The organism is Ramlibacter sp. 2FC (assembly GCF_005503345.1).
GTDB lineage: Bacteria > Pseudomonadota > Gammaproteobacteria > Burkholderiales > Burkholderiaceae_C > SCMQ01.
This window is the reverse complement of sequence record NZ_SCMM01000002.1, coordinates 1-24466: the sequence shown is the minus strand read 5'-3', so window position 1 is coordinate 24466 and position 24466 is coordinate 1. Positions and strand designations below refer to the sequence as shown.

Genomic DNA, 24466 nt, shown 5'->3' with positions numbered 1-24466 from the left:
GCATTTGCGGGGCGCTGCACGGCCGAAGGCCTGAAAGGAAAAAAACACCATGAACTGGCTGCTCAATCTCTCCACTCGCGGCAAGCTGGTCTTCGGCTTTGGGCTGATGCTGGCTTTCCTGCTGGGTGTCATCGGCAGCGCCTACTGGGGGATGGGGTCGATGCTGGCGTCCGAGAGGGCACTCTACGAAGACGACTATCGCAACGTACGCGACATGGCGGGTCTGAGAACCCAGTTCAACCAGATCCGGGTGCTGATGCTCGAGGCACAACTGATGAAGAGCCGCAGCGATCAGGAGCCCTTATTGAGGCAGGCCACCGAGGGGTCGAAGCAGATCGATCAGGCCCTGCGTGGCCTGCAGGAGCGGACCAGGGACGACCCCGGTCTGTCGTCGCGGCTGACGGAACTCAAATCCGTGTGGGACGCCTTTGCTCAGACCAAGGATGCCGAGATCATCCCGCTGATTCTCGCCGGCAAGCTGGCCGAAGCCCAGCAACTGGCGGTGGGCGTGCAGCAGGGGCGCGCGAAGCAGATCCGTGCCCTGGACGAGGAGCTGGTCAGGTTGGTGGAGGAGAAGATGCGTCTTGCCGTGGCCCACTCCGAGGCGCAGGCGCTCCAGACACTGCGAATCGTTGGGCTGTGCGGGGCGGTGGCGCTGGCTGCCGGTTTGACCCTGGTCATCCTGTTCAGCCGGATGATTGCTGCCCCGCTCAGGGACATCGCGGCGCGGGCGAGTCGCATTGCCGACGGTGAGATCGTGGTGCAGGCCTCCACCGCGCAACGGACCGACGAGATCGGCCAGCTGGAAGAGCGCTTCAACCAGATGGCCATCTCGCTCAGGGACAAGGCGGCGGTGGCCCAGGGCATTGCCGGCGGCGACCTGAGCATGCAGGTCCAGGTGCGGTCCGGGCAGGATGCCCTGGGCAACGCCTTTTCCACCATGCTGGACAACCTGCGCAAGATGACCCATGAGATCCACGAGGGCGTGAACGTGCTGGCGTCGTCGTCGAACGAGATCCTGGCCACCACCTCGCAGGTGGCCGCGGGGGCGGCACAGACGGCGGCGGCGGTCAGCCAGACCACGGTCACGGTCGAGGAGGTCAAGCAGACGGCGCAGCTGTCGAGCCAGAAGGCGCGCCATGTCTCGGACAGCGCGCAGCGCGCGGCGCAGGTGTCGCAGGGCGGACGCCAGGCCGTCGAGGATGCGATCGCCGGCATGCACCGCATCCAGGAGCAGATGGCGTCGATTGCCGACAGCGTGGTGCGGCTGAGCGAGCAGGGCCAGGCGATAGGCGAGATCATCGCCACGGTGAACGAACTGGCCGAGCGCTCGAACCTGCTGGCGGTGAACGCGGCGATCGAGGCGGCGCGCGCGGGCGAGGAGGGCAAGGGCTTCGCGGTGGTGGCGCAGGAGGTCAGGAGCCTGGCCGAGCAGTCCAAGCAGGCGACGGCGCAGGTGCGCACCATCCTGGGCGACATCCAGAAGGCGACCAGCGCGGCGGTGCTGGCCACCGAGCAGGGCCACAAGGCGGTGGCGGCCGGCGTCCAGCAGTCGGCCGATGCCGCACAGGCGATACACCTGCTGGCCGAGAGCATCGACGAGGCGGCGCGGGCGGCGACGCAGATTGCCGCGTCGAGCCAGCAGCAGATGGTGGGCATGGACCAGGTCGGCCAGGCGATGGAGAGCATCAAGCAGGCGAGCCTGCAGAATGCGGCCGGCACGCGCCAGGCCGAGACGGCGGCGCAGGGCCTGCACGAGCTGGGGGCGCGGCTCAGGCAGCAGGTCGCGCTGTACAGGCTGTGACGAGGAGGCACGCGTCATGACACCGAAAGACGGGGCAGTGCCAGCCGACCGCCCATGCGGGGGCCGGGGCAAGGAGCCAGGACATGGCCAGTAAGAACGAGGCCTTGCTGAAGCGGCTGCTCGCCACCTTCCGGGTCGAGGCGGACGAGCACCTCCAGGCGCTGGCCGCCGGCCTGCTGGCGCTGGAGAAAGCGCCAGCGGGGTCCGAGGCGGGCCGCATCGTCGAGGCCATTTTCCGCGAGGCGCACAGTCTCAAGGGGGCGGCCCGGGCGGTGGACCTCGCGTCCGTCGAGTCGCTGTGCCAGGCCCTCGAAAGCGTGTTCGCGGCGCTGCAGCAGGGCCGCCAGCCGGTGTCGCCGGCGCTGCTCGATCTGCTGCACCAGGCCCTGGACATGCTGGACGCGCTGTTGCGTGGGCCGGAACCGGCCGCCGTTCCGGCGGCGTTGCCAGGGCTGATCCGACGGCTGGAGGCGGCGGCTGCCGGTTCAGCGCTGTCCGGCGGCGCTGAACCGTCGTTCGAGGCCGTGGCACCGAGAGTGGCGCAAGAAATCGCCGCGCCACAGCCGGCGGCCGCGCCCATTACCGCCGTGGACACCGTGCGGATCGCTGCCGCCAAGCTCGACGCCGTGATGCGCCAGGCCGAGGAACTGCTGGGCCCCCGCCTGGCCGCGCAGCAGCGCGTGGAGGCCTTGCGTGAGACGGCGGACCTGGTGCATGCGCGCAAGAAACAGCGCGCGCAGTTGCTGACGGCGCTGCGGCGCATCGAGCGCGTGTCGGGCAACGGCTCGCCGCAGGAGCGCAAGGACCTGCAGCAACTGCTCAGGCACCTGGAGGGCGAGGCGCTGTTCATGGCGACCCTCGACACCCGTCTGTCCAAGTTGCAGCAGGCGGCCGCGAACGACCAGCGCATGCTGGCGGGCATGAGCGAGAGCCTGCTCGACGGGATCAAGCAGATGCAGCTGATGCCGATTGCCTCGCTGCTCGACATTCTGCCGCGGCTGGCGCGCGACCTCGCCCGCGATCAGGGCAAGGCGGTGACGCTCAGCTTGCAGGGGGGCGAGATCGAAATCGACCGACGCATCCTCGACGAGCTCAAGGACCCGCTGATTCATCTGCTGCGCAATGCGATCGACCATGGCATCGAGTCGCCTGCGGCGCGCGGTGCGGCGGGCAAACCGGCGCAGGGCACGGTCACGCTGGCCGTACTGCAGAGCGACAGCGGCAAGGTCGAGCTGCGAATGACCGACGACGGCGCAGGTATCGACGTGGCGCGGGTAAAGGCCGTGGCCTGCCAGAAGGGCATGTTGTCCGCCGAGGCGGTCGAGCAGCTCGACGATCGGGCAGCCCTTGGGCTGGTGCTGCGCTCCGGCCTGTCCACCAGTCCGATCATCACCGACGTTTCGGGGCGTGGGCTCGGTCTGGCGATCGTGCACGAGAAGGTGGAGCGCCTGGGCGGGCGTATCGCCATCGACACGCAGCCCGGTGCCGGCACGGTGTTCAGCATGGTCCTGCCGCTCACGCTGGCGACGCTGCGCGGCGTGCTGGTGCGTGCCGGAGACCGGCTCTGTGCGGTGCCCGCGGCCAGCGTCGAGCGCGTCGCCCGGGTGGACGGGGCGGCGTTGCGCACGGTGGAAAACCGCGCCACCATCTTGCTCGAGGGCCAGGTGCTGTCCCTGGTGGATATGGCCGACGTGCTCGCGCTGCCGCGGCCCGCGGCCGGCGCCGCCGCAGCCCCCTGGCCGGTGCTGGTGCTGGGCCAAGGCGCGGCGCGCGTCGCATTCCGCGTCGATGCCATCCTGGGCGAGCAGGAGATCCTGCTCAAGCCCCTGGGCCCGCAGCTCGCGCGCGTGCGCCATGTCGCGGGCGCCAGCCTGCTGGGTACCGGCGAGGTGGTGCCGGTGCTGAACGTGGCCGACCTGCTTCATTCAGCCGCGACGGGCGCCGCGCCTTCCGCAGGCAGCACCCCGTCCGCCCCCAAGCGCTCGGTACTGGTGGTGGAGGATTCGGTCACCTCGCGCGCCTTGCTCAAGAGCATCCTGGAGTCGGACGGTTATGCGGTCAGCACCGCGGTGGACGGACTGGAGGCCCTGGCCGAGCTCAAGGCGGCGGACTTCGACCTGGTGGTGTCCGACGTCGAAATGCCACGCATGGACGGCTTCGAGCTCACGGCCTGCATCCGTGCCGACCGGCAGCTGGCCGAGCTGCCGGTGGTGCTGGTGACCGCGCTCGATTCGCGCGAGCACCGTGAGCGGGGCGTCGACGTGGGCGCCAGCGCCTATATCGTGAAAAGTCGGTTCGACCAGGGAAATTTGCTGGAGACCGTTGGCCGCCTGCTCTGACGATGTCCGGACCGGCCCACAACTTGCATGGAGCTCGACCTGTGATCAATGTCCTGGTGATGGAGGCCTCCTCGGCGGCGCGCGATCTGCTCACCGCCATGCTGGAAGCCGATCCGCAGATCCGGGTGGTTGGCGTTCTGCGCGAGGGCGAGGGGGCGCTCGAGGCGGTGCGTCGCCTGCACCCCCAGCTGATCCTGATGGGCACGCACCGGCTTGGCGGGATTGCGGTGACGCGCCAGATCATGGAGGCAGCGCCCACGCCCATCGTCCTCGTCAGCGACCATCCGCGCGATGACGCGACCAGCTTCGACGCGATGGAAGCCGGTGCGCTGGCGGTGCTGCACCGGCCGCAGCCCCCAGGCCACCCCGAGCACGAGGCGCAGGCGCGCGAGCTGCTGCAGACGGTCAGGTTGATGGCCGAGGTGAAGGTGGTGCGCCGTTGGCCGCGCCCCCCCGGGAGCCCCCCGGCGGCGCGGCCGGCCGAGATCGGGCCGGTGGCCCTGCCGTCCCAGGCGCGCATCGTGGTCCTGGGCGCCTCGACCGGCGGGCCGCCGGTGTTGCAGACCATCCTCGCGGCCCTGCCAGCGGCCTTTCCGGCGCCGCTGGTGATCGTGCAGCACATGGCGCCCGGTTTCAGTGCGGGCTTTGCCGAATGGCTGGCCCAGTCCTGCGCGCTGCCGGTGCATCTGGCGGCGCAGGGCGAGTTGCTGCGGCCCGGCCACGTCTACCTGGCGCCCGACGGGCTGCAGATGAAGCTGGTGCATCCGGGGCTGGTCATGCTCAGCCACGATGCGCCGGAGCACGGACTGCGTCCCTCGGTGTCCTACCTGTTCCGCTCGGTCGCCGAGGTTTATGGCGCCGACGCGGTCGCGGGCCTGCTCACCGGCATGGGCCGCGATGGGGCACAGGAGCTGCGACTGCTCAGGGACAAGGGCGCGTTCACCCTGGCCCAGGACAAGCACAGCTCGGTGGTGCATGGCATGCCAGGCGCGGCGATACGGCTGGACGCAGCCCAGCTGGTGCTGCCACCGGAAAAAATCGCCGCGGTGCTGGCCAGCCTGGCCGGCCCGGGACACCCGCGTTGGAGGAAAGCATGAGATTGGACGACAACAGCACGGTGGAGATTCTGGTCGCCGAGGACAGCCCGACGCAGGCCGAGCAGCTGCGCTTCCTGCTGGAGGAGCATGGCTACCGCGTCACGGTGGCGCCCGACGGCATGGACGCGCTGGCGCGCCTGCGGCGACAGCCGTTCACGCTGGTCATCAGCGACGTGGTGATGCCGCGGCTCGACGGCTATGGCCTGTGCCAGGCGATCAAGGGCGATGACGCACTGAAGCATCTGCCGGTGATGCTGGTGACCACGCTGTCCGACCCGGCCGACGTGATCCGTGGCCTGGCCTGCGGCGCCGACAATTTCGTGCGCAAGCCCTACGACGAGAAATACCTGCTGTCGCGCATCGAGCACCTGCTGATCAACCTCGAACTGCGCAAGAACCAGGCCATGCAGTTGGCGCTGGAGATCCGCCTGGGCGGCCAGACCCATGTCATCACGGCCGAGCGCCAGCAGATGCTGGACCTGCTGGTCTCGACCTACGATCAGGCGGTTCATGTCAACGACGAGCTCAAGCGGCGCGAAAGGGACCTGGCGAATTCCAACCTGATGCTGCAGGGGCTCAACCGCATCGCTCAGGGCCTCAACGCCGTGACCACCGAGCGCGCCGTCGTGGCCACGACGCTTGACCGCACGCTGGAGCTGCCGGGCGTCCACTCCGGCTGGATCTTCCTGTGTAAGCCCGAGGGCGGTTTCCGGCTCGCGGGCCTGCGTCGCATGGCGCCGGCCTGGGACCAGCCGCCGGCTTTCGCCCAGCCATGCAGTTGCCAGCGACGGCTGCTGGCCGGCGAGCTCGATTCGGCAGCCAATGTCGTCGGCTGCGAGTGCCTGGTGCTGGCCACGGGCGCGGCACACGGCCGGGGCAGCCACGCCAGCATTCCGCTGCGCCAGGGCGACGGCCGCGTGCTGGGCCTGCTCAACCTGTTCGCGCTGGATCAGGGGCTGTTCGGCGAGGAGGCCCTGGCGGTGCTGTCCAGCGTCGGCAGCCAGGTCGCGCTGGCGCTCGCGCGCGCCATGCTGCACGAGCATCTCGAGCAGGCAGTGGCGGAGCGCACCGCCAAGCTCACGGCAGAAATTGCCGAGCGCGAGCGCCTCCAGGAAGCGCAGGCGAGGCTGACCGCCATCGTCGAGGCCACGCCCGACCTCGTGGCCACGATCGGCGCCGACGGGCGCCTGCTCTACAGCAACGCGGCGGGCCTGCGGCTGATGGGCGCCACGGCCGAGAAAGTCTACGGTGCCAGCATCCGCGGTACGCTGCCCGAATGGGCGGCCCGGCTGGTGTTCGAACAAGGCATTCCGCAGGCCATCGCCCAGGGCTTCTGGAGCGGCGAGACCGCATTGCTGCGTCCCGACGGCACGGAGGTTCCCGTCTCTCAGGTCGTCATCGCACACAAGGACGCGCAAGGCCAGGTGGCGTTCTTCTCCACCATTGCACGCGACCTGACCGAACGCCAGCGCAGCCTGCACCAGCTCGAGCAGATGACCGCCGAGTTGAAGGACAGCAACGCCGCGCTGCAGGACGAGCGCGCGCATCTGGCCGAGCGCGTGGCGGCGCGCACGGCCGAGCTGACCGAAGTCAACGAGGCGCTGACCCGCGCCAAGGCGGTGGCTGAGGAGGCCTCGCGCGCCAAGAGCGCCTTCCTGGCCGCCATGAGCCACGAGATCCGCACCCCCATGAATGGCGTGCTGGGCATGGCCGAGGTGCTGGCCGAGAGCCAGATGAGCGACTACCAGGCGGACCTGGTCAAGACCATACGCGAGTCGGCCCAGGCCCTGCTGACCATCATCGACGACATCCTGGACTTCTCCAAGATCGAGGCCGGCCGCATGACGCTCGAGCGCATCCCGCTGTCGCTGACCGACATGGTCGAGGGGCTGTGCAATTCGCTGGCCCCGGTGGCCGAGCGCGCCGGCGTGGACATCTCGCCGTTCATCGACCCCGAGTTGCCCGAACGGGTGCTGTCCGACGACGTGCGATTGCGTCAGGTGCTCTACAACCTGCTTGGCAACGCCATCAAGTTCTCGGGCGGGCGGCCGGGCCAGCGCGGCCAGGTCTCGTTGCGTGTAACCGTCGAGCAGGAGCTGCCCCTGCGGCTGTCGCTGCGCATCGCCGACAACGGCATCGGCATGGCGCCCGAGACCGTGGCCAGGCTGTTCACGCCATTCACCCAGGGGGAGGTGTCGACCACGCGCCGCTTCGGCGGCACCGGCCTGGGGTTGGCGGTCTGCAAGCGCCTGGTCGACGTGATGCAGGGCGAGATCCGTGTCGAGAGCACACTGGGCGCGGGCACCTGCTTCACCATCGCGCTGCCCATGGAGCGGGCCGAGGCGCAGCCGCGCCGCGGTGCACCCGAGCTCGCGGGGCTGGACTGCCTGGTGCTCGACAGCCCCGAGTTCCAGGCCGAGGACCTCATGGCCTACCTGGTCCACGCCGGGGCAAGGGTGCAGCGCGTGGCCGACCTCGACGCGGCCCGCAGCGCCGCGGCCGGCCTGGCCGGGCCCACGGTGCTCATCCTGGGCGGATCGAAGGCGTCGCCGTCCTGGCCGCCGTCCGGCGACGGTGGCGACCTGCGCGTCCTGCTGGTCTCGCGCGGCCGGCGCCGTTGGCCCCGGGTGCAGGACCCGCACACCGTGACCATGGACGGCGACGTGCTGCGTCGGCGCGTGCTGCTGCGCGCCGTGGCGGTGGCCGCGGGCCGCGCCTCGCCCGAAGTCTTTCAGGAGGCGTCCGAACCGCCCCGGACCACCGCGATGCAGGCGCCGACCATCGCCGAGGCGCGCGCCCAGGGCCGGCTGGTCCTGGTGGCCGAGGACGACGAGATCAACCAGAAGGTGATCCTGCGCCAGCTGGCGCTGCTCGGCCATGCCGCGGAGATCGCCGACAACGGCGCGGAGGCGCTGCGCCTGTGGCGCCAGGGCGGCTATGCCCTGCTGCTGACCGACCTGCACATGCCCGAGATGGACGGCTACATGCTGACCGAGGCCATACGCCGCGAGGAGGATCCGGGTCGCAGTCGCATGCCCATCCTGGCACTCACCGCCAACGCCCTGCGCGGCGAGGCTCGCCGTGCCCAGGCAGTGGGCATGGACGACTACCTGACCAAGCCGGTGCAACTGCGCGTGCTCGGCGACATGCTGGACAAATGGCTGCCCAGGTCGCCCGGCGCAGTGGCGACGGATCCCAAGCCGCTCCCGGGTGCCGCCGCGTCGCCACCAGGCCGGGCCGTGGACATCAGCGTGCTGCAAAGCCTGGTCGGCGACGACGCAGCCACCTGGCGGGAATTCCTGGCGGACTATCTGTCCTCGGCCCGTCGGCTGGCCGCTGACATGCGCGCAGCGCTGGGCGCCGCGGATGCCGAGCAGGCCTGTGCCGCGGCCCACAAGCTCAAGTCCTCGTCGCGCGCCGTCGGCGCGCTGGCGCTGGGCGATCTGTGCGCCGGGCTGGAGAACACTTGCCGGGCAGGCGGTGCCCAGGCCGTTGCGCAGGACCTGGCCCATGTCGAGACCGCCATGGCCGAAGTCGAGGCCGACATCGCCAGGCTGCTGGCCGAATCCTGAACGCGTTCCGAGTAAACAAGGGAGGGAACATGAAAATTCTGATCATCGACGACGAACCGTTCTCGCAGCGGCTGCTGACGCGCCAGCTGGCGCGCCTGGGCTTTACCGATGTGCAGTGCGAGACGCGTGCCCAGGACGCGCTGGCCTTGCTGGAATCCGGCCAGCTGCAGCCCGAGCTGATCCTGTGCGACCTGCAGATGCCCGAGATGGACGGCATCGAATGCTTGCGGAACCTGGCGCGCATCGGCTACCAGGGCGAGCTGGTGTTGATCAGCGGCGAGGACCTGCGCGTGCTGCAGACCGCGGAAAAACTGGCCCAGGTGCACCGGCTCGACGTGCTGGGCGCACTGCGCAAGCCCGTGACCAACAAGCAGCTGGGCATGCTGCTGGCGAGAAAGCGCCCGCATGTGGAGGTCGCGGCCGCAACCCCGGCCAAGACCTATGCGCCCGAGGCATTGCGCGATGCGATCCTGCAGGGGAGACTGGTCAACCACTACCAGCCCAAGGTCAACATCGCCACCGGCCATGTGACCGGCGTCGAGACCCTGGTGCGCTGGCAGCATCCCGAGGACGGTCTGGTCTATCCGGACCGCTTCATCGGCCTGGCCGAGGAGCACGGGCTGATCGACGCGCTGACGCGGGTCGTGCTGAGCGATGCCCTGCGGCAGGCGCGGCGCTGGCGCGACGCGGGCCTGGACCTGCACCTGGCGGTCAACGTTTCGATGGACAACCTGGCGGTGCTGGAGTTTCCGGACTTCGTCACACGCACGGCGCGCGCGGCGGGGGTGCCCTTGAGCGCCCTGGTGCTCGAAGTCACGGAAAGCCGGCTCATGAAGGACCCGCTGGCCTCGCTGGACATCCTCATTCGCCTGCGCCTCAAGCGCGTGGGCCTGTCGATCGACGATTTCGGCACCGGCCACTCCACGCTGGCCCAGCTGCGCGACATTCCCTTCGACGAGCTCAAGGTGGACCGCAGCTTCGTACAGGGCGCCAGCCGCAGCGCGGCGCTGCAGAGCATCTTGGAGGCCAGCCTGAACATGGCGCGGCAACTGGGCATCAAGACCGTGGCCGAGGGCGTGGAAGACCTGGACGACTGGAGTTTTCTGCGCCAGGTCGGCTGCGAGCAGGCCCAGGGCTACTTCATCGCGCGGTCCATGCCGGGCGGGGACGTGCAGGCCTGGGTCGCGGACTGGGAGCAGCGCCGCTGGCCCCAGCTGGGCAGCGGCGCCTGAGGTGGCGCTCAGGCTGGCGGCAGTTCGCGCGGACGCCGCCTGCTCACACCCGGTACTGCTCCACCACCTGCTTCAGTTTCAGGCCCAGCTCATGCATTTCCTTGGCGGAGCCTTCGGTTTGCCGGGTGCTCATGGTGTTCTGCGCGCTGGCCTGCCCGATCTTCTGCATCGCCATGGCCACCTGGTCCATGCCGGCCAGCTGCTGTTGCGCCGAGGCCGCGATCTGCATCGCGGCCTGCGCCGATTCGCTGATGCTCTCGGCGAGCACGCCTATTGATTCGCCCACCTCGCCGGAGAGCTTCACCCCGGCCTCCACCGCCTTGCTTCCCTGCTCGGTGGCCATCACGGCCGCACTGGTCGCCTTCTGGATGTCGCCCAGAATGGAACGCACCTGCACCGTCGCCTGCTTGGACTGCGCAGCCAGGCTTCGCACTTCCTGGGCCACCACGGCAAATCCCATACCCTGTTCGCCAGCCTTGGCCGCCTCGATCGCCGCATTCACCGCCAGCAGGTTCGACTGCTCGGCCAGGTCGCTCACCGTGGTGATGATCTCGCCGATCGCCTGGCCCTGCTCCGACAGGCGCACGATGCGCTCGGCGATCGACTCCATTTGCTCCTGAATACGCTGCATTGCCTCGATCGACTGCTCCACCGACTTCTTGCCGCTTTGCGATACTTTGGCCGTGTGCTGCGTGCTCTCGGAGACTTGGCGCGCCTTTTTCTCTGCGAGCTGGGCCGTCTGCTTGACCTCCTCGACCGTCACGGTGGTTTCGTTGATCGCGGCGGCCGTTTCGGCCGAGCTCGCGGCCACCTGGGTCGTCGAAATCAGAATCTCGCCCGTGGACGACACCAGAACCTGGGCGCCGCTGCTGATCTGGCGCGTGATCTCTCTCAGGCTTTGCAGCATCTGCCCAAGAACCTCCATCAGTACGCCGATTTCGTCGGCGCGTTCCTGTGCCGTCAGCTTGACCGTCAGGTCGCCGGCCATCACCTGGCGGGCAATGTCGGCGATGTCGCGGATCGGATCGACGATCGTGGCATGCAGGCGCTTGGAAATCGGCAGCGTGAGCAGCAGCGAGCAGACCATCACCAGCAGCATGATGCCGCCGTAGCGCGCAAGGCGCGTCGCCAGCGGCTCGACGCTGATGCGCAGGTAGACGCTGCCCATCTGGCCCGTTCCGGCCCTGACGGGCCAGAATGCCCCCAGCTCATGGCCCTCGAATTGCAGGCCATCGGAGCGGGCCCGTGCCGGCAGCGGCGACGCTGGCGCGCCGGCTCGGGAATAGCTCGCGAACAGGGCGCCGTCCGCGCTGTACACGGCAGCCGCGTCGATTTCAGAGTTGGCCTTGAGTGCGTTCAGATACTCCTGCGCCGCCTTGGCATCGCTGAAGGTCAGCGATGCCACCACGCTGGCCGCGAGAATCTCGGCCTGCACCGAGATTTCCCGGGTCTTTTGTGTCTGGTACGCCAGGTTCTCGTAGACGATGACGATCGAACCGGCCAGCAGCAGGGCGATCGCGCTGGTGAGCGCGGTGAACAGCATCAGCTTCCCCCGGATGGGAAGATCCTTCAACCGTCTCATTTGGCACCCCCCCGGGCTTGTCTGGGTTTGACGCTGAGGGCCAGGCTCAGCAGCTTGGAGCTGATGCCGAGATTGTTCTGTGCGGCGGCCTCGTCGTCGATCTCGAAGCGCATGCGGTTGTCCTTGAGCACGAAGTTGATGATGCCCCTGCCGGCGCCGGACGCGGCGCGGCTGTCGGTCACCGTCAACACCCAGCTGCCTCGAAGCGCCGCAACGATCTGGCCAGACGGCTGAGCGTCGCTGTCCTGGATGTACAGGATATGGCAGCCAGCGTCGCGCCCCACCGTCTTGAGGCGCCGGACGTTCACTTCGCGTTCATTGACGCGCTGCTTGCCGGCCGTCGCGTCCAGTATCGGACCGATGGGCCCCTCTCCGACCACGCACAGATTCAGCGGACTGGCGGGCGAGGCAAAGGCAGCGCTCGGCCATTCGATGAACAGGCCGAACTTGTAGAGGTAGGCCGCCTTGACGTCGTATTCGAGCAGTTCGGTCTCGGCTGCGCCCACCGATGCCGGCCACAGCACGAAACACAGGGCAAGCGTGATCGCCGCCCGGATGCGCGAGCGCAGAGGGCTGGTCGCGTGCAGCATGGCGTTCAGAAGTTCCATAGCATCTTCACGCTGACGACGCGCCGCAGTTCGTTGGGGGTGGCTGTCGCCGAGCTCCGGTACTCCGGATGGGCCTTGTCCAGCAGGTTGGTGACCGCCAGAGACAGCTCGAGGTCCTTTTCGACCCGCCAGCCCAGCCGCGCATCGACGGCCACATAGCTGGGCACTCTGGGGTTGGGCAGTGCACCGATGGCGCGCAGCGCGACGTCGAGGTCCATATTGTGCGGCAGGCTCATGTTCGAGCGCAGCGACACCTGGTGCTCGGGATCGTTGCCGGCGAGCCGCGTGCCGCTGATGTCGGTGCTGTCGGCGGCCAGCCTCAGATGCTTCTTGAGATAGCTGAGCCCGGCGCTCAGGCGCCACCAGTCGTACACCCGGTGGCTCCCCCACATTTCCAGGCCATGGGTATGGCCCAGCATCTTGTTGCCGAACACGAAGGGCCCGCCCTTCGGCGTGCCGCCGGGCAGCAGCTCAATGCTGCGCAAGCGGTCATAGTCGTTGTAGAAGGCGGACACCGAAAACGAGGTCGCGGCCGAGGGCTGTGCGCGGTAGCCGACTTCGTACGCGGTCAGCTTCTCCGATCTGAAATCCGGTCCGCCGGCGATCAGGAAGGGCGGGGTGGACGGGGAAAACAGGTCGCGGTCCAGGCGCGAAGGCGTGCGCACCGCGCGCGAGATCGCCGACCACAGCAGCGCCTGGTTGTCCAGTTTCCAGGCCAGTCGCGCATTGGGCTGGGCTTCGAGCCCGGTGTAGCTGTTGTGCTCGAGCTTGGCGCCCAGCGTCAGCTCCAGGCGCTCGCTGAGGGCAATGCTGTCCTGGATGAAGACGCTGGACAATTTCATGGTGAAGCGCTCCGGAAAGAACGCCAGCACCGCGGTGTTGGCGAACTGGTCGCGTGTCTGGCGGTGGCCAGCCCCCCAGACGATGTCGTGGTTGCTGCCCCAGCGGAAGCGATGCTGCAAGTCGATGTCGTAGGTATGGACCACCTCGCCGAAGGTGCCGGGGTGGACTCGCCTGGCGCGGTTGTAATAGGCCTGGACCTGCAGGTTTCCCCTGTCCTGCAAGTCGCGGCTCCAGCGTCCGATCAGGTTGTGGCCGGAGAGGGTCTTGTCGTCGTTGACCCGCTGATCGATGGATCCGTCATAGGCGTCGCCCTGCAGCGTCAGCGCGTCGCCGCTGCTGGCCCAGTCCATGCGGAATCCGACCTGGCCCTTGTCCCATGCGTCCGGCACCGGCGCGCCGCTGGCGCTGACCGTGTGGTCCCGCTGCAGGCGCTTGCCGTAGACGCGGTAGCTTCCGTCCTCGCCCAGCTTGCCGCCGTAGCGCATGCCCGCATCGCGGTCGGTCGGGCTCCCCGCGCTCAGGCTGACCAGCCCGCCCTGCGTGTCGCCCGACTTGCGCGTGAGGATGTTGATCACACCGTTGACCGCGTTCGCGCCCCACAGCGTGCCGCCGGCGCCGCTGACGACCTCGATGCGCTCGATGTCTTCGAGCAGCGTGTCCTGCATATCCCAGAACACGCCGGATTGGAGCGTGGAGTAGACGCTGCGTCCATCGATCAGCACCAGCAGCTTGTTGGAACTGCTGCCGTTGAAGCCGCGCGCCGTGATGGCGTAAGTGCTGGCATCCACGCGTGCGACCTGCAGGTTCGGCGCCAGGCGCAGGATTTCCGGGAGGCTGTTGGCGCCGGAGCGGCGGATGTCTTCGCTGGTGATGACGTACACCGCCGCGGCGGCGGCGCTCAGCGGCTCGGGCCTTTTGGAGACCGAGGAGATCTCGATGTTGGCCAGCTCCTCGATCGACAGGCGCGACAGGTCTGCCGGCGCATTCGCTGCCGCCGCCGCGGACATCTCCAGCGCCATGCAGGCGGCGACGGCGAGACGGCCGGGCAGGGCGGCAGGACGGTCCTCCGGCCTTCTCCTGGCAGCGGGAAATACAGTACTTTTCATGGGGACCCCCCTTCACCTGTTCTTGGTTCGTTTCTTTTCGGTTCAGGCACCCAGCCGGGCCACCCCATGGCATGCCCGCCATGCCCTGAGCGCTGGGCATGCGCACAAGTATCCTTGCCGCTGGCCAATCAGGCAAGCGGCAAGGCCCGTTTTCGGCGCCCGGTTCGTGGAGGGCGCGCAACACCAGAGCCCTAGGCCGGCGGCAGCTCGCGCGGACGGCCCTGCTCGTCGATCGCCACGTAGGTCAGCATGGCCTCGGTGACCTTGATGTACTGGCCCTGGGTGCTGAAGCGCTCGGCGTAGACGCCGACCTTGACCGTCACCGAGCTGCGGCCCACGCGCACCAGGCGCGCGTAGAAGGACAGGATGTCGCCCACGCGCACCGGCTGCTTGAAGATGAACTCGTTGACCGCCACGGTGGCGATGCGGCCCTTGGCGTAGCGCGCCGGGATCACTGCGCCGGCCTGGTCCACCTGGGCCATGACCCAGCCGCCGAAGATGTCGCCGTTGGCGTTGCAGTCGGCCGGCATGGGAATCACCTTGAGCACCAGCTCCTCGTCCTCGGGCAGGTCCACCCTGGGGCCGCTCGCGGGCAGGGGGTTGGCGTGGATGGCGCCGTGGGCGGCGCGGCCGGATTCCTTGGACATGGGCACAATCTCGGAGTCTGTAGTCTTCAGGATTGTCACCCATGCGCCGCTACGGCGATTCGTCCCCCCCTCCCGCACCTGCCTTGGCCGGCGCGCCGCGCTCCGACTGGCGCACCCTCGGCCGCCTGTTCCCCTACCTGTGGCGCTACAAGTGGCGCGTGCTCGCCGCCCTGGCCTTCATGGTCGGCGCCAAGCTCGCCAACGTGGGCGTGCCCATGCTGCTCAAGACCCTGGTCGACGCCATGGCCATCCGGCCCGGCGACCCGCAGGCCCTGCTGGTGGTGCCGGCCAGCCTGCTGCTGGCCTACGGGGGCTTGCGCCTGTGCACCTCGCTGTTCACCGAGCTGCGCGAGCTGGTGTTCGCCAAGGCCACCCAGGGCGCGGCGCGCAGCATCGCGCTGGCCACCTTCGAGCACCTGCATGCCCTGAGCCTGCGCTTTCACCTGGAGCGCCAGACCGGTGGCATGACGCGCGACATCGAGCGCGGCGTGCGAGGCATCGAGTCGCTGATCTCCTACTCGCTCTACAGCATCGTGCCCACGCTGATCGAGGTCACGCTGGTGCTGACCATCCTGGCGGTGAAGTTCGACGCCTGGTTCGCCTGGATCACCATCGCGGCCCTGGCCTGCTACATCGCCTTCACCGTCACGGTGACCGAGTGGCGCACCCAGTTCCGCCGCCAGGCCAACGAGTTCGACTCGGCGGCCCACACCAAGGCCATAGACTCGCTGCTCAACTACGAGACCGTCAAGTACTTCAACAACGAGGCCTTCGAGGCCAGCCGCTACGACGAGAGCCTGGAGCGCCTGCGCCGCGCGCGCCTGAAGAGCCAGACCACGCTGTCCCTGCTCAACACCGGCCAGCAGGTCATCATCGCCATCGGCCTGGTGGCCATGCTCTGGCGCGCCACCCAGGGCGTGGTCGACGGCCGCATGACGCTGGGCGACCTGGTCATGGTCAACGCCTTCATGATCCAGCTCTACATCCCGCTGAACTTCCTGGGCGTGATCTACCGCGAGATCAAGCAGAGCCTGACCGACCTGGACAAGATGTTCGTGCTGATGGAAAAGGAGCGCGAGGTCGCCGATGCGCCGGGCGCCCGGCCCCTGACCTTCCCGCTGCTGCCGGCGCCGCTGGGCCAGGGCCTGGGCCGGCCGGACGCCAGCGTGCGCTTCGAGCATGTGCACTTCGCCTACGAGGCCGCGCGCCCCATCCTGCACGACATCAGCTTCGAGATCCCGGCCGGCCGGACCGTGGCCGTGGTCGGACCCTCGGGCTCGGGCAAGTCCACGCTGGCGCGCCTGCTCTACCGCTTCTACGACGTGGGCATCCCCGGCGATCCCTCGGTGCCCGCGGGCCGCATCACCATCGCCGGCCAGGACATACGCAGTGTGACCCAGTCCAGCGTGCGCCAGGCGATCGGCATCGTGCCGCAGGACACCGTGCTGTTCAACGACAGCGTGGCCTACAACATCGCCTACGGCCGCCCCGGCGCCAGCCGCGCCGAGGTCGAGGCCGCGGCGCGCGCCGCACGCATCCACGACTTCATCGCCGCCACGCCCAAGGGCTACGAGACCACGGTGGGCGAGCGCGGCCTCAAGCTCTCGGGCGGCGAGAAGCAGCGCGTGGCGATCGCGCGCACTCTGCTCAAGAACCCGCCCATCCTGATCTTCGACGAGGCCACCTCGGCCCTGGACAGCGCCAACGAGCGCGCCATCCAGGCCGAACTCAAGAGCGCCGCACAGAACAAGACCACCCTGGTCATCGCCCACCGCCTGTCCACCGTGGTCGACGCGCACGAGATCCTGGTGCTGGACGCCGGCCGCATCGTCGAGCGCGGCACCCATGCCGAGCTGCTGGCGCGTGGCGGGCGCTACGCCCAGATGTGGGCCTTGCAGCAGCAGGCGGGGGAGCGCGGGGCGGACGAGGAGGAAGGCGGGGCATCGCGCGTGGGCGCGCTGTCGGCCTGAGCCATGCCGCCCCCTGAAACAATCCCGGGCCAGCGCCCCGCATCCTCCGGCCTGGCCTCGACCGAAGCGGACGCTGTCTCCACGCTCTCGCAGTTGCTGGGCCAGCGGCCGTTCATGCGCCTGTGGTTCGCGCGCCTGGCGGGCACGGCGGCCAACCAGATCCTGATGGTGGCCGTGGGCTGGCAGATGTACGAGCTCACGGGCAGCGCCTGGGACCTGGGGCTGATCGGCCTGTACCAGTTCGTGCCGGCGCTGCTGCTGGCCCTGCCGGCCGGCCAGGCGGTCGACCGCTGGCACCGCGGGCGCATCCTCGCCGCCTGCCTGGCCGTGCAGGCCGTGGTGGCGCTGGCGCTGCTGCAGGCGAGCAGCGCGCTGTGGGCCTCGCGCGAGCTGCTGCTGGGCGTGTCGCTGGTGCTGGGCGGCGTGCGCGCCTTCCAGATGTCGGCGCAGCAGGCGCTGACCCCGCTGCTCGTGCCGCCGGCCCTGCTGCAGCGGGCCATGGCCTTCAGCGCCTCGGCCATGCAGGCCGCCGTGATCGGCGGGCCGGCGCTGGGCGGGCTGATCTACGCGGCCGGCGCCGGCGCGGTCTACGCGAGCTGCGCCGTGCTGCTGGCGCTGGGCGTCATGCTGCTGCTCGGCCTGCGCTACGAGCACTCGCCGCCGCTGCCCGAGCCGGTGACGCTGGGCACGCTGCTGGCCGGGGTGCACTTCATACGCGAGCGCAAGGTGGTGCTGGGCGCGATCTCGCTGGACCTGTTCGCCGTGCTGCTGGGCGGGGCGACGGCGCTGCTGCCGATGTTCGCGCGCGACATCCTGCAGGTGGGGCCCGAGGGCCTGGGCCTGCTGCGCGCCGCCCCGGCCGTGGGCGCGCTGGCGACCTCGGTGGTGCTCAGCCGCTGGCCGCTGCGCCGGCGCGTGGGGCGCACCTTGCTTGGCGCGGTGGCGCTGTTCGGCCTGTGCATGGTGGTGTTCGGCCTGTCGACCAGCTTCTGGCTCTCGCTGCTGGCGCTGGCGGTCTCGGGCGCGGCCGACATGGTGAGCGTGGTGGTGCGCCAGACCATGGTGCAGCTGGAGACGCCCGACGCCATGCGCGGCCGGGTGGGCGCGGTCAACAGCCTGTTCATAGGCGCGAGCAACCAGCTGGGCGAATTCGAGTCCGGCGCCACGGCGGCCCTGCTTGGGCCCGTGGGCTCGGTGGTCGTGGGCGGCCTGGGCACGGTGCTGGTGGCCCTGCTGTGGCGCCGCCTGTTCCCGTCCCTGGCCAGGCGCGACGGGCTCGGGGCCTAGCCCTCGTCCCTGATCCTGTACTGCGCGGTCAGCTGTGCCTGCAGGGTGGGCGGCACGGCCTCGTAGTGGCTGAAGACCAGGGTGTAGCGGCCCTGGCCGCCGGTCAGGGCGTTCAGGCGCGTCTGGTAGCTGGCCAGCTCCGCCAGCGGGGCCTGGGCCAGCACCACCAGGCCGCCGGTGGGCGAACCCTGGGTGCCGCTGACCTGGCCGCGGCGCGCCGCGAGGTCGCCCGTGATGTCGCCCATGCTGGCCTCCGGCGCGCTGATCTCCACGTCGACGATGGGCTCGAGCACGCAGGGGCGGGCGGCCTGCACGGCCTCGACCAGGGCCTTGCGCCCGGCCGTGAGGAAGGCGATCTCCTTGCTGTCCACGCTGTGGTGCTTGCCGTCGTAGACCACCACGCGCAGGTCCACCACCGGGTAGCCGGCGATCACCCCGGTCTCCAGCGCCTGGCGCACGCCCTTCTCGACCGCCGGCATGAAGTTGTAGGGAATCGCGCCGCCCTTGACCTGGTCCACGAACTCGTAGCCCGCGCCGCGCGGCAGCGGCTCCACGCGCAGGAACACCTCGCCGAACTGGCCGGCGCCGCCGGTCTGCTTCTTGTGGCGGTGGTGGCCCTCGGCCGGCGCGGCGATGGTCTCGCGGTAGGCGATGCGGGGCGGGCGCGTGGCGACCTCGCATTTGTGCACCTCGGTCAGGCGCTCGAGCAGGGTTCGCAGGTGCAGCTCGCCCAGGCCGTAGACCACGCTTTCGTTGGTGCTGGCCACATGCGTGAGGCGCAGGCAGGGGTCCTCGCTGACCAGCTTGAGCAGGATGTCGTGCAGGCGCTGCTCGTCGCCACGGCGCTTGGGCTCGATGGCCAGGCCGTGCACCGGCACCGGGAAGTCGAGCGGCTGCAGGTGGATGTGCTCGTCCTCGGCGGCGTCGTGCAGCACGGCGTCGTAGTGCAGCTCGTCCACCTTGGCGATCGCGCAGAGGTCGCCGGGCAAGGCGCGCGGCACCTCGGTGAAGTCCTTGCCCTGCAGCATGAACAGATGGCCGACCTTGAACGGGCGCCGGCCGTCGCCCACGTAGAGCTGGCTGCCGGGCGTGATCGTGCCCTGGTGCACGCGCAGTATGCCCAGCTTGCCCACGTAGGGGTCCTGGGCGATCTTGAACACATGGGCCAGCACATGGCGCGCCGGGTCGGGCTGGGCCTGCATGGGCCGGGCCCCCTGGCCCTCGCCGCGCAGAAAGGCCGGCGGGTTGGCCTCGCTGGGGTCGGGCAGCAGGCGCTCGATCACTTCCAGCAGCTCGGTCACGCCGGCGCCGGTGCGCGCCGAGACGAAGCAGATCGGCACCAGATGCCCTTCGCGCAGGGCTTGCTCGAGCGGCGCGTGCAGCTCGCTTGGGTCGACGTCGCCCTCGTTCAGGTAGCGCTCGACCAGGGCCGCGTCGACCTCGACCACCTGCTCGACCAGGGCGCGGTGCGCTTCGGCCACCGAGGAGAAGTCGGTGGGCGGGCCGTCCTCAGCGAGGTTGTAGAAGCAGTCGACCACGCGCTCGCCGCGCCCGGCCGGCAGGTTCACCGGCAGGCATTCGCGGCCGAAGGCGGCCTGGATTTGCGCCACCAGGGCCTGCAGGTCCAGGCCCGGCGCGTCGATCTTGTTGACCACGATCAGGCGGTCGCGTTCGCGCTGCGCGGCCCACTGCATCATGCGCTGCGCCATGGGCTCGATGCCGTTCGGCGCGGCGATTACCACGGCCGCCGTCTCCACCGCCTCCAGCGCGGGCAGCGACTGGCCCAGGAAGTCGGGCGAGCCGGGCGTGTCGATCAGATGGGTGTGGATGCCGGCATGGCGGAAGTGCAGCAGCGAGGCATTGAGCGAGCGCAGCGCGCGCCGCTCCAGCGGGTCATGGTCGCTGACGGTGTTGCCCTTCTCCACGCTGCCCGGCGCGCCGATCGCGCCGGCCTGGCACAGCAGGGCCTCGACCAGGCTGGTCTTGCCCGCGGCGGCCGGCCCGACCAGGGCCAGGGTGCGGATCTGGGCGATCTCTGCGGCAACGGGCATGGCGCTTCCCCTTGAGCAACGGGAAGGCCATCGTAAGCGAGCCGCGGGCCGCGCGGCAACCGTTTTCGCTCAGGCGGCGGGCTGATGATCGAGTCCGCGGTCCGGGAAGAGCGCGCTATTCAACGAGCGAGGCCAAGCCTTTCCATTCCAGAAATCGTGCAAATTCCTCGAATGGCAAAGGCTTGCTGAAAAAATAACCCTGGATTTCGTCGCATTTGAGCGTCTCCAGAAGATGGGCCTGCTCCTTTGTTTCGACCCCCTCCGCGACGACTTTCAGCTTCAATGAATGGGCCAGGGATATGATGGTCGCGACGATGGCTTGATCTTCGGCGCTGGTCGCTAGATCGGTGATGAAGGCCCGATCGATCTTCAACACGTTCAGAGGCAGCCGGGCAAGGCAGCTCAAGGACGAGTACCCCGTGCCAAAGTCGTCAACGGCAATGTCGATGCCCAATTTTCCGACGGCCGTGAGTTTGGGGATGTTCGCCTCGAGATCCTTCATGATCAGGCTCTCCGTGATCTCAAGCTCCAAGGGAATGTCGCCCGAGACGGTGGAGACGACCTGGTCAATCATGGCCGTGAAGCTTTGATGTGCAAGCTGAACTTGAGACACGTTCACCGCGATGCGCGGGGGGTGGAGACCCTGTGCCGTCCATCGCCCATGGTCGGACATGGCCGCCTCCATGGCCCACCTGCCAACGTCCAGGATCATCCCGCTGTCTTCCAGGATGGGAATGAATTCGGAAGGTGGCACCAAGCCCGACTCCGGACTGTTCCAGCGGATCAACGCCTCCGCACCGGAGATTCGTCCGCTTTCGATCTCCACCCGGGGTTGATAATGCAGCAAGAACTCGCCCCGCTCCAGCGCATGCCGCATGCGAGCTTGCAGCGCGAGCCGCTCACCGACCTTGGCATTCAGTTCGGCCGTGTAGAACTGAAAATTGTTTCGGCCCAGCTCCTTGGCGCGGTACATGGCGGCGTCCGCATTCTTCAGCAGAGTCTCCGCGTCCCGCCCATCCTGGGGATACAGGCTCAGACCGATGCTGCAGGTCATATGGAGTTCCCGATCCGCCAGGACGACGGCCTGTGAAACCGTCTCATGAATCCTTTGGAGCAGGTCGATGATGCGTGGGTCGGTGGCGACCGAGGCGGAGATTCGCCGCGCCATGTCGGGAATGTTCTCCACCTCGGCGTGACTCGAGAAAATCACCACGAACTCATCCCCGCCCAGGCGCGCCACCGTGTCGCTGTCCCGGACGCAGTCGCTCAGGCGCTGGGCCACCATTTTCAGCAGTTCGTCTCCCGTGCTGTGGCCGAGGCTGTCGTTGACGAACTTGAAATGATCCAGGTCCAGGAGGGCAACCGTCACCATGTGATTGTGCCTGTGTGCATAGGTGATCGCCTGGCTAAGACGGTCCTGCAGGAGATTGCGGTTGGCCAGCCCGGTCAAGATGTCGGAGTTCGCATGGCGCTCAAGCTGCTCCTGGTAGTTCTTGATCTCGGTGAGATCGTTGAAAACGCCGACAAAATGGGTGATCTTGCCCGTGTCGTCCCGGACCGGCGCTATATGCAGATCATTCCAGAACAGGCTGCCATCCTTGCGATAGTTGCGCAGCAATGCATGAGCTTCGCGTTCTTCCCTCAGCGCATCACGAAGCGCCATGGCCCCGGGTTGGGCCGTGTCACCGCCCAGCAGGAAAGCGGGGTTTCGCCCGAGCGCCTCCGCGGGCGAATAACCGGTCATTCGCTCAAAGGCCGGGTTGACAAACGCAATCGGGTTGCCCGATTGCGTGTGATCGATCATCATGATCGCGTTGACGCTGGAGTCTATGGCATGCTGGCTGAGCCGAAGCGCTGCTTCTGCTTGTCCGCGCGCTCTTTCGCGCTCGAAGTTGTCCATGGCGAACGAGATGTCCATCGCCATTTCCGTGAGCAAATCCACTGCCGTCGCATCAAAGAAATCCGTCTGCGCGGCGTGCAGGCACAAAATACCCGCCACGCGGCCGGCCTGATGCAGCGGGAATGACGCGGCCGCGCGGGTTCCTATCTTCTCGGTCACCGCACGCCAAGGACGGGTCGAGGGATCCTGCAAGACATCGTTGCAGACATATGGCCTGTCCACGGGAATCGCGGCGACGGACGGATCATGGCCTTTCCGCCCCCACGCACCCAAGGGCATGGGCAGCGCGCCGAGGGTGTCTTCCCATGGGCCAAAGCGCGCGACCGGGCGCAGCTCGCGGTCTTGCGCATCGCGCAGCCCCACATATGCCAGTCTTGTGCCGCAAAGCTGGACGCAGATGCGGCACACCTTCTCAAACAGCTCGTCGCGATCCGCCGTGCGCACGATGGCTTCATTGGTCTCGCTGAGCGCGGCGTAGAACTTGTTCAAGCGCGCAAGCCTTTGTCCGGCAAGCCGGCGCTCGGCGACTTCTTCTTGCAGCGTTTCATTGGCTTTCGCCAATTCGGCTGTCCGCCGTGCCGAGGACTGGCGCCACCTCTGCAAGGCACTTGTCATGCTGTTCAAGGCGACAGCCAGCGTCCCGAATTCATGTGCGCCTCGCGGCGGCATGCGGATCCCCAGGTCTCCCTCGGCGACCCGCTCGGCAAACCCGAGGCACTCCGAAACCGATTGGGCGATGCTTCGGGAAACCAGGGAGGCGATGCTCAGTCCGATCAACAGCGCGGCGACACTGGCGCCCAGAACCGTCCAGGTGGCGAGCCGCGCTGCCCGTTGCAGGCCTTCGCGGGTTGCGAGCGCTCGCTGGGTGGCATTGAGGTGGAGCTTGTCCAGCAGAGGCTCGACGGTTTGGGTGGCGGCGAGATAATTTTTCTTTTCGACATCGATCCGATCGACAGCCTGAACATACTGTTCGAACAGGGACTGGTATTCGTTGGCCAGGCCCAGGAGTTTTCCCTTGACCGCGGGTGCGGCGCTGGTCGAGTCGAGATCCGCCTTGAACTGATCGATGCTCTGCCTGAAGGCCTTGGCGTATTTGCCCTGGCCGCGCATGATGAAGTCCTTCTCGTTCCGCCGCAGAGTCAACAGGTCGATCATGAGCGGGTCGAGCTTGCCGGAGCTGACGATGGGTTCGATCTCGTGGCTCTTCGTGCGAAACTTCCCCGCCAAGCCGGTATCCACCTGGCCAAGCTGCCCGTATAGATCGACGACCCTCAGGAAGCCGGCCTGGTATTGAGTGACGGCCTGCTCGATCGCCCGCGTCTGCTGGGTCGCGTCCGCCTCGTCGACCAGCTCGCGAATCTCCGCCATGTGCTGCCGGATATCAGCAACGTTGGTTCGCACAAAGGTCAGGTAGCGGGATCTGGCCTCAGAGAAGCCGAATTCGCTCTGGGACAGCAGGAAATCCTTTTCCGCGTTCCGCGCCTTGAGCATCGCGACATTGCTTCTCGCGCTGAGCTCGGCAATCCGGTTATCTATTTTCAGCAGCTTGTCGACCGCTTTGACCGAGTGCTCTTGAGCCATCCAGGAAGCGAGCCCCACGGCGAGGCTCAGGCCGATCGCAACGAGGAACCCGGCCGCCAACTGGGCCCGCAGGCTGAAGCGGTCGGACCAGGCTTTTCTTGTATGTGGCTCGATCATCACGTTTTTTGTGTTGTTCGCGAGTCCGGCCTCCCCTCGGCCTAGGAGCAGATCAGTCTACGTAGGGAATGAAGTCATGTTTCTCTATGATGTCGGTGACCTGTGGGGACAGAGAGAAGTTGATGAACTCTTTGACCAGCCCCGTCGGGCGCTCCTTGGTGAGCAGCAGAAGCGGGCGGGAAATGGGGAAGTCGCCGCTGCGGATGTTCTTTCTGGTGGCGGCCACGCCTTCCACGGGAAGCGGTTTGATGGCCACGCCTGCCATCGCCTTGCGTTCCGCCTCGCCGACGGATATCCATGCGATGCCATTCGGATTTTCGAGCAAGGCCTTGATGCGCGTGGGATTGTCGCCAAGCACGATGGAGGCCTTGACGTCCGGATATTTGACTTTGAAGAAATGGGTGAAGATCTCGGTTGAGCTGTAGCCGTCTTGAGCGGCCAGCACGGTGATCGTCGCGTTGCGTCCACCGACTTGGCTCCAGTTGCTCACCTTGCCGGTGAAAATATCGGCGATTTGTTGATTGCTAAGACGCTGGACCGGGTTGTCTTTGTGGACGATCAGGCAAACGCCATCCCGAGCCATGGCAAAGCTGAAGAGGATTGTTTCCTTGTCCGTCAGAGGGTGTAGACGAAAACAACATCTCGCGCGTTATGCTCTGATCGAAGCATGCGGACACGAGGTGGCAGATGGTGAAGAAGGCGCGAGGCGAGCAGCCGGGACGTCCGGGGC

The 24466-nt window shown here is 67.9% G+C and carries 14 protein-coding genes; 7 read left to right on the top strand and 7 right to left on the bottom strand.

Features of this window, described 5'->3' with window-relative positions:
* Positions 1–49: 49 nt before the first annotated feature.
* The 5 genes from FFS10_RS01280 (at position 50) to FFS10_RS01260 (ending at position 10044) form a co-directional block, all read left to right on the top strand.
* The gene (locus FFS10_RS01280) at positions 50–1804 is read left to right on the top strand and encodes a methyl-accepting chemotaxis protein (protein WP_137890679.1); all 1755 of its coding nucleotides are present in this window, start codon (positions 50–52) and stop codon (positions 1802–1804) included.
* 83 nt (positions 1805–1887) lie between these two features.
* Positions 1888–4143 carry a hybrid sensor histidine kinase/response regulator gene (locus FFS10_RS01275; protein WP_137890677.1) on the top strand — a complete coding sequence of 752 codons (2256 nt, stop codon included), beginning with the start codon at positions 1888–1890 and terminating at the stop codon, positions 4141–4143.
* A gap of 41 nt (positions 4144–4184) precedes the next feature.
* On the top strand, positions 4185–5240 hold the full coding sequence (locus FFS10_RS01270) for a chemotaxis protein CheB (protein WP_137890675.1): 1056 nt from the start codon (positions 4185–4187) through the stop codon (positions 5238–5240).
* Complete coding sequence (locus tag FFS10_RS01265) at positions 5237–8812, top strand: response regulator (RefSeq protein WP_137890673.1); 3576 nt, start codon at positions 5237–5239, stop codon at positions 8810–8812. The genes FFS10_RS01270 and FFS10_RS01265 overlap by 4 nt, the downstream gene beginning before the upstream one ends.
* A gap of 29 nt (positions 8813–8841) precedes the next feature.
* Positions 8842–10044 carry an EAL domain-containing response regulator gene (locus FFS10_RS01260; RefSeq protein WP_137890671.1) on the top strand — a complete coding sequence of 401 codons (1203 nt, stop codon included), beginning with the start codon at positions 8842–8844 and terminating at the stop codon, positions 10042–10044.
* Between the two features lie 43 nt (positions 10045–10087).
* Here the strand turns inward: FFS10_RS01260 and FFS10_RS01255 are convergent, their stop codons facing one another.
* The 4 genes from FFS10_RS01255 to FFS10_RS01240 form a co-directional block, all read right to left on the bottom strand.
* Positions 10088–11626: a sensor histidine kinase, YfiR-like protein-associated gene (locus tag FFS10_RS01255; RefSeq protein WP_137890669.1), complete on the bottom strand. Its 1539-nt coding sequence runs from the start codon at positions 11624–11626 to the stop codon at positions 10088–10090.
* Positions 11623–12216, bottom strand: coding sequence for a TOL_0243 family YfiR-like periplasmic protein (locus FFS10_RS01250; protein WP_249931121.1), 594 nt, complete (start codon positions 12214–12216; stop codon positions 11623–11625). Before FFS10_RS01250 ends, FFS10_RS01255 begins: the two co-directional genes overlap by 4 nt.
* A gap of 5 nt (positions 12217–12221) precedes the next feature.
* Positions 12222–14183, bottom strand: coding sequence for a TOL_0244 family TonB-dependent receptor (locus FFS10_RS01245; RefSeq protein WP_137890665.1), 1962 nt, complete (start codon positions 14181–14183; stop codon positions 12222–12224).
* Positions 14184–14374: 191 nt separating this feature from the next.
* Entirely contained in the window at positions 14375–14830 is a 456-nt protein-coding gene (locus FFS10_RS01240) for an acyl-CoA thioesterase (protein ID WP_137890663.1), read from the bottom strand.
* A gap of 41 nt (positions 14831–14871) precedes the next feature.
* On the opposite strand from FFS10_RS01240, the gene FFS10_RS01235 reads away from it, so the two are divergent.
* The gene (locus tag FFS10_RS01235; protein WP_137890661.1) at positions 14872–16800 is read left to right on the top strand and encodes an ABCB family ABC transporter ATP-binding protein/permease; all 1929 of its coding nucleotides are present in this window, start codon (positions 14872–14874) and stop codon (positions 16798–16800) included.
* A 3-nt stretch (positions 16801–16803) separates the two neighbouring features.
* Positions 16804–18087 (top strand): MFS transporter, encoded by a 1284-nt coding sequence (locus tag FFS10_RS01230; protein ID WP_283957566.1) that lies wholly within the window; start codon positions 16804–16806, stop codon positions 18085–18087.
* Here the strand turns inward: FFS10_RS01230 and fusA are convergent.
* From fusA to FFS10_RS01215, 3 genes are all read right to left on the bottom strand, one after another.
* Positions 18084–20138, bottom strand: a complete 2055-nt coding sequence (gene fusA, locus FFS10_RS01225) for an elongation factor G (RefSeq protein WP_137890659.1) — start codon at positions 20136–20138, stop codon at positions 18084–18086. The genes FFS10_RS01230 and fusA overlap by 4 nt on opposite strands.
* A 115-nt stretch (positions 20139–20253) precedes the next feature.
* Positions 20254–23736, bottom strand: coding sequence for an EAL domain-containing protein (locus FFS10_RS01220; protein WP_137890657.1), 3483 nt, complete (start codon positions 23734–23736; stop codon positions 20254–20256).
* Positions 23737–23788: 52 nt separating this feature from the next.
* A complete protein-coding gene (locus FFS10_RS01215) occupies positions 23789–24319 on the bottom strand; it encodes a substrate-binding domain-containing protein (protein ID WP_171015996.1) in 531 nt (176 codons plus the stop codon).
* Between the last annotated feature and the right edge of the window lie 147 nt (positions 24320–24466).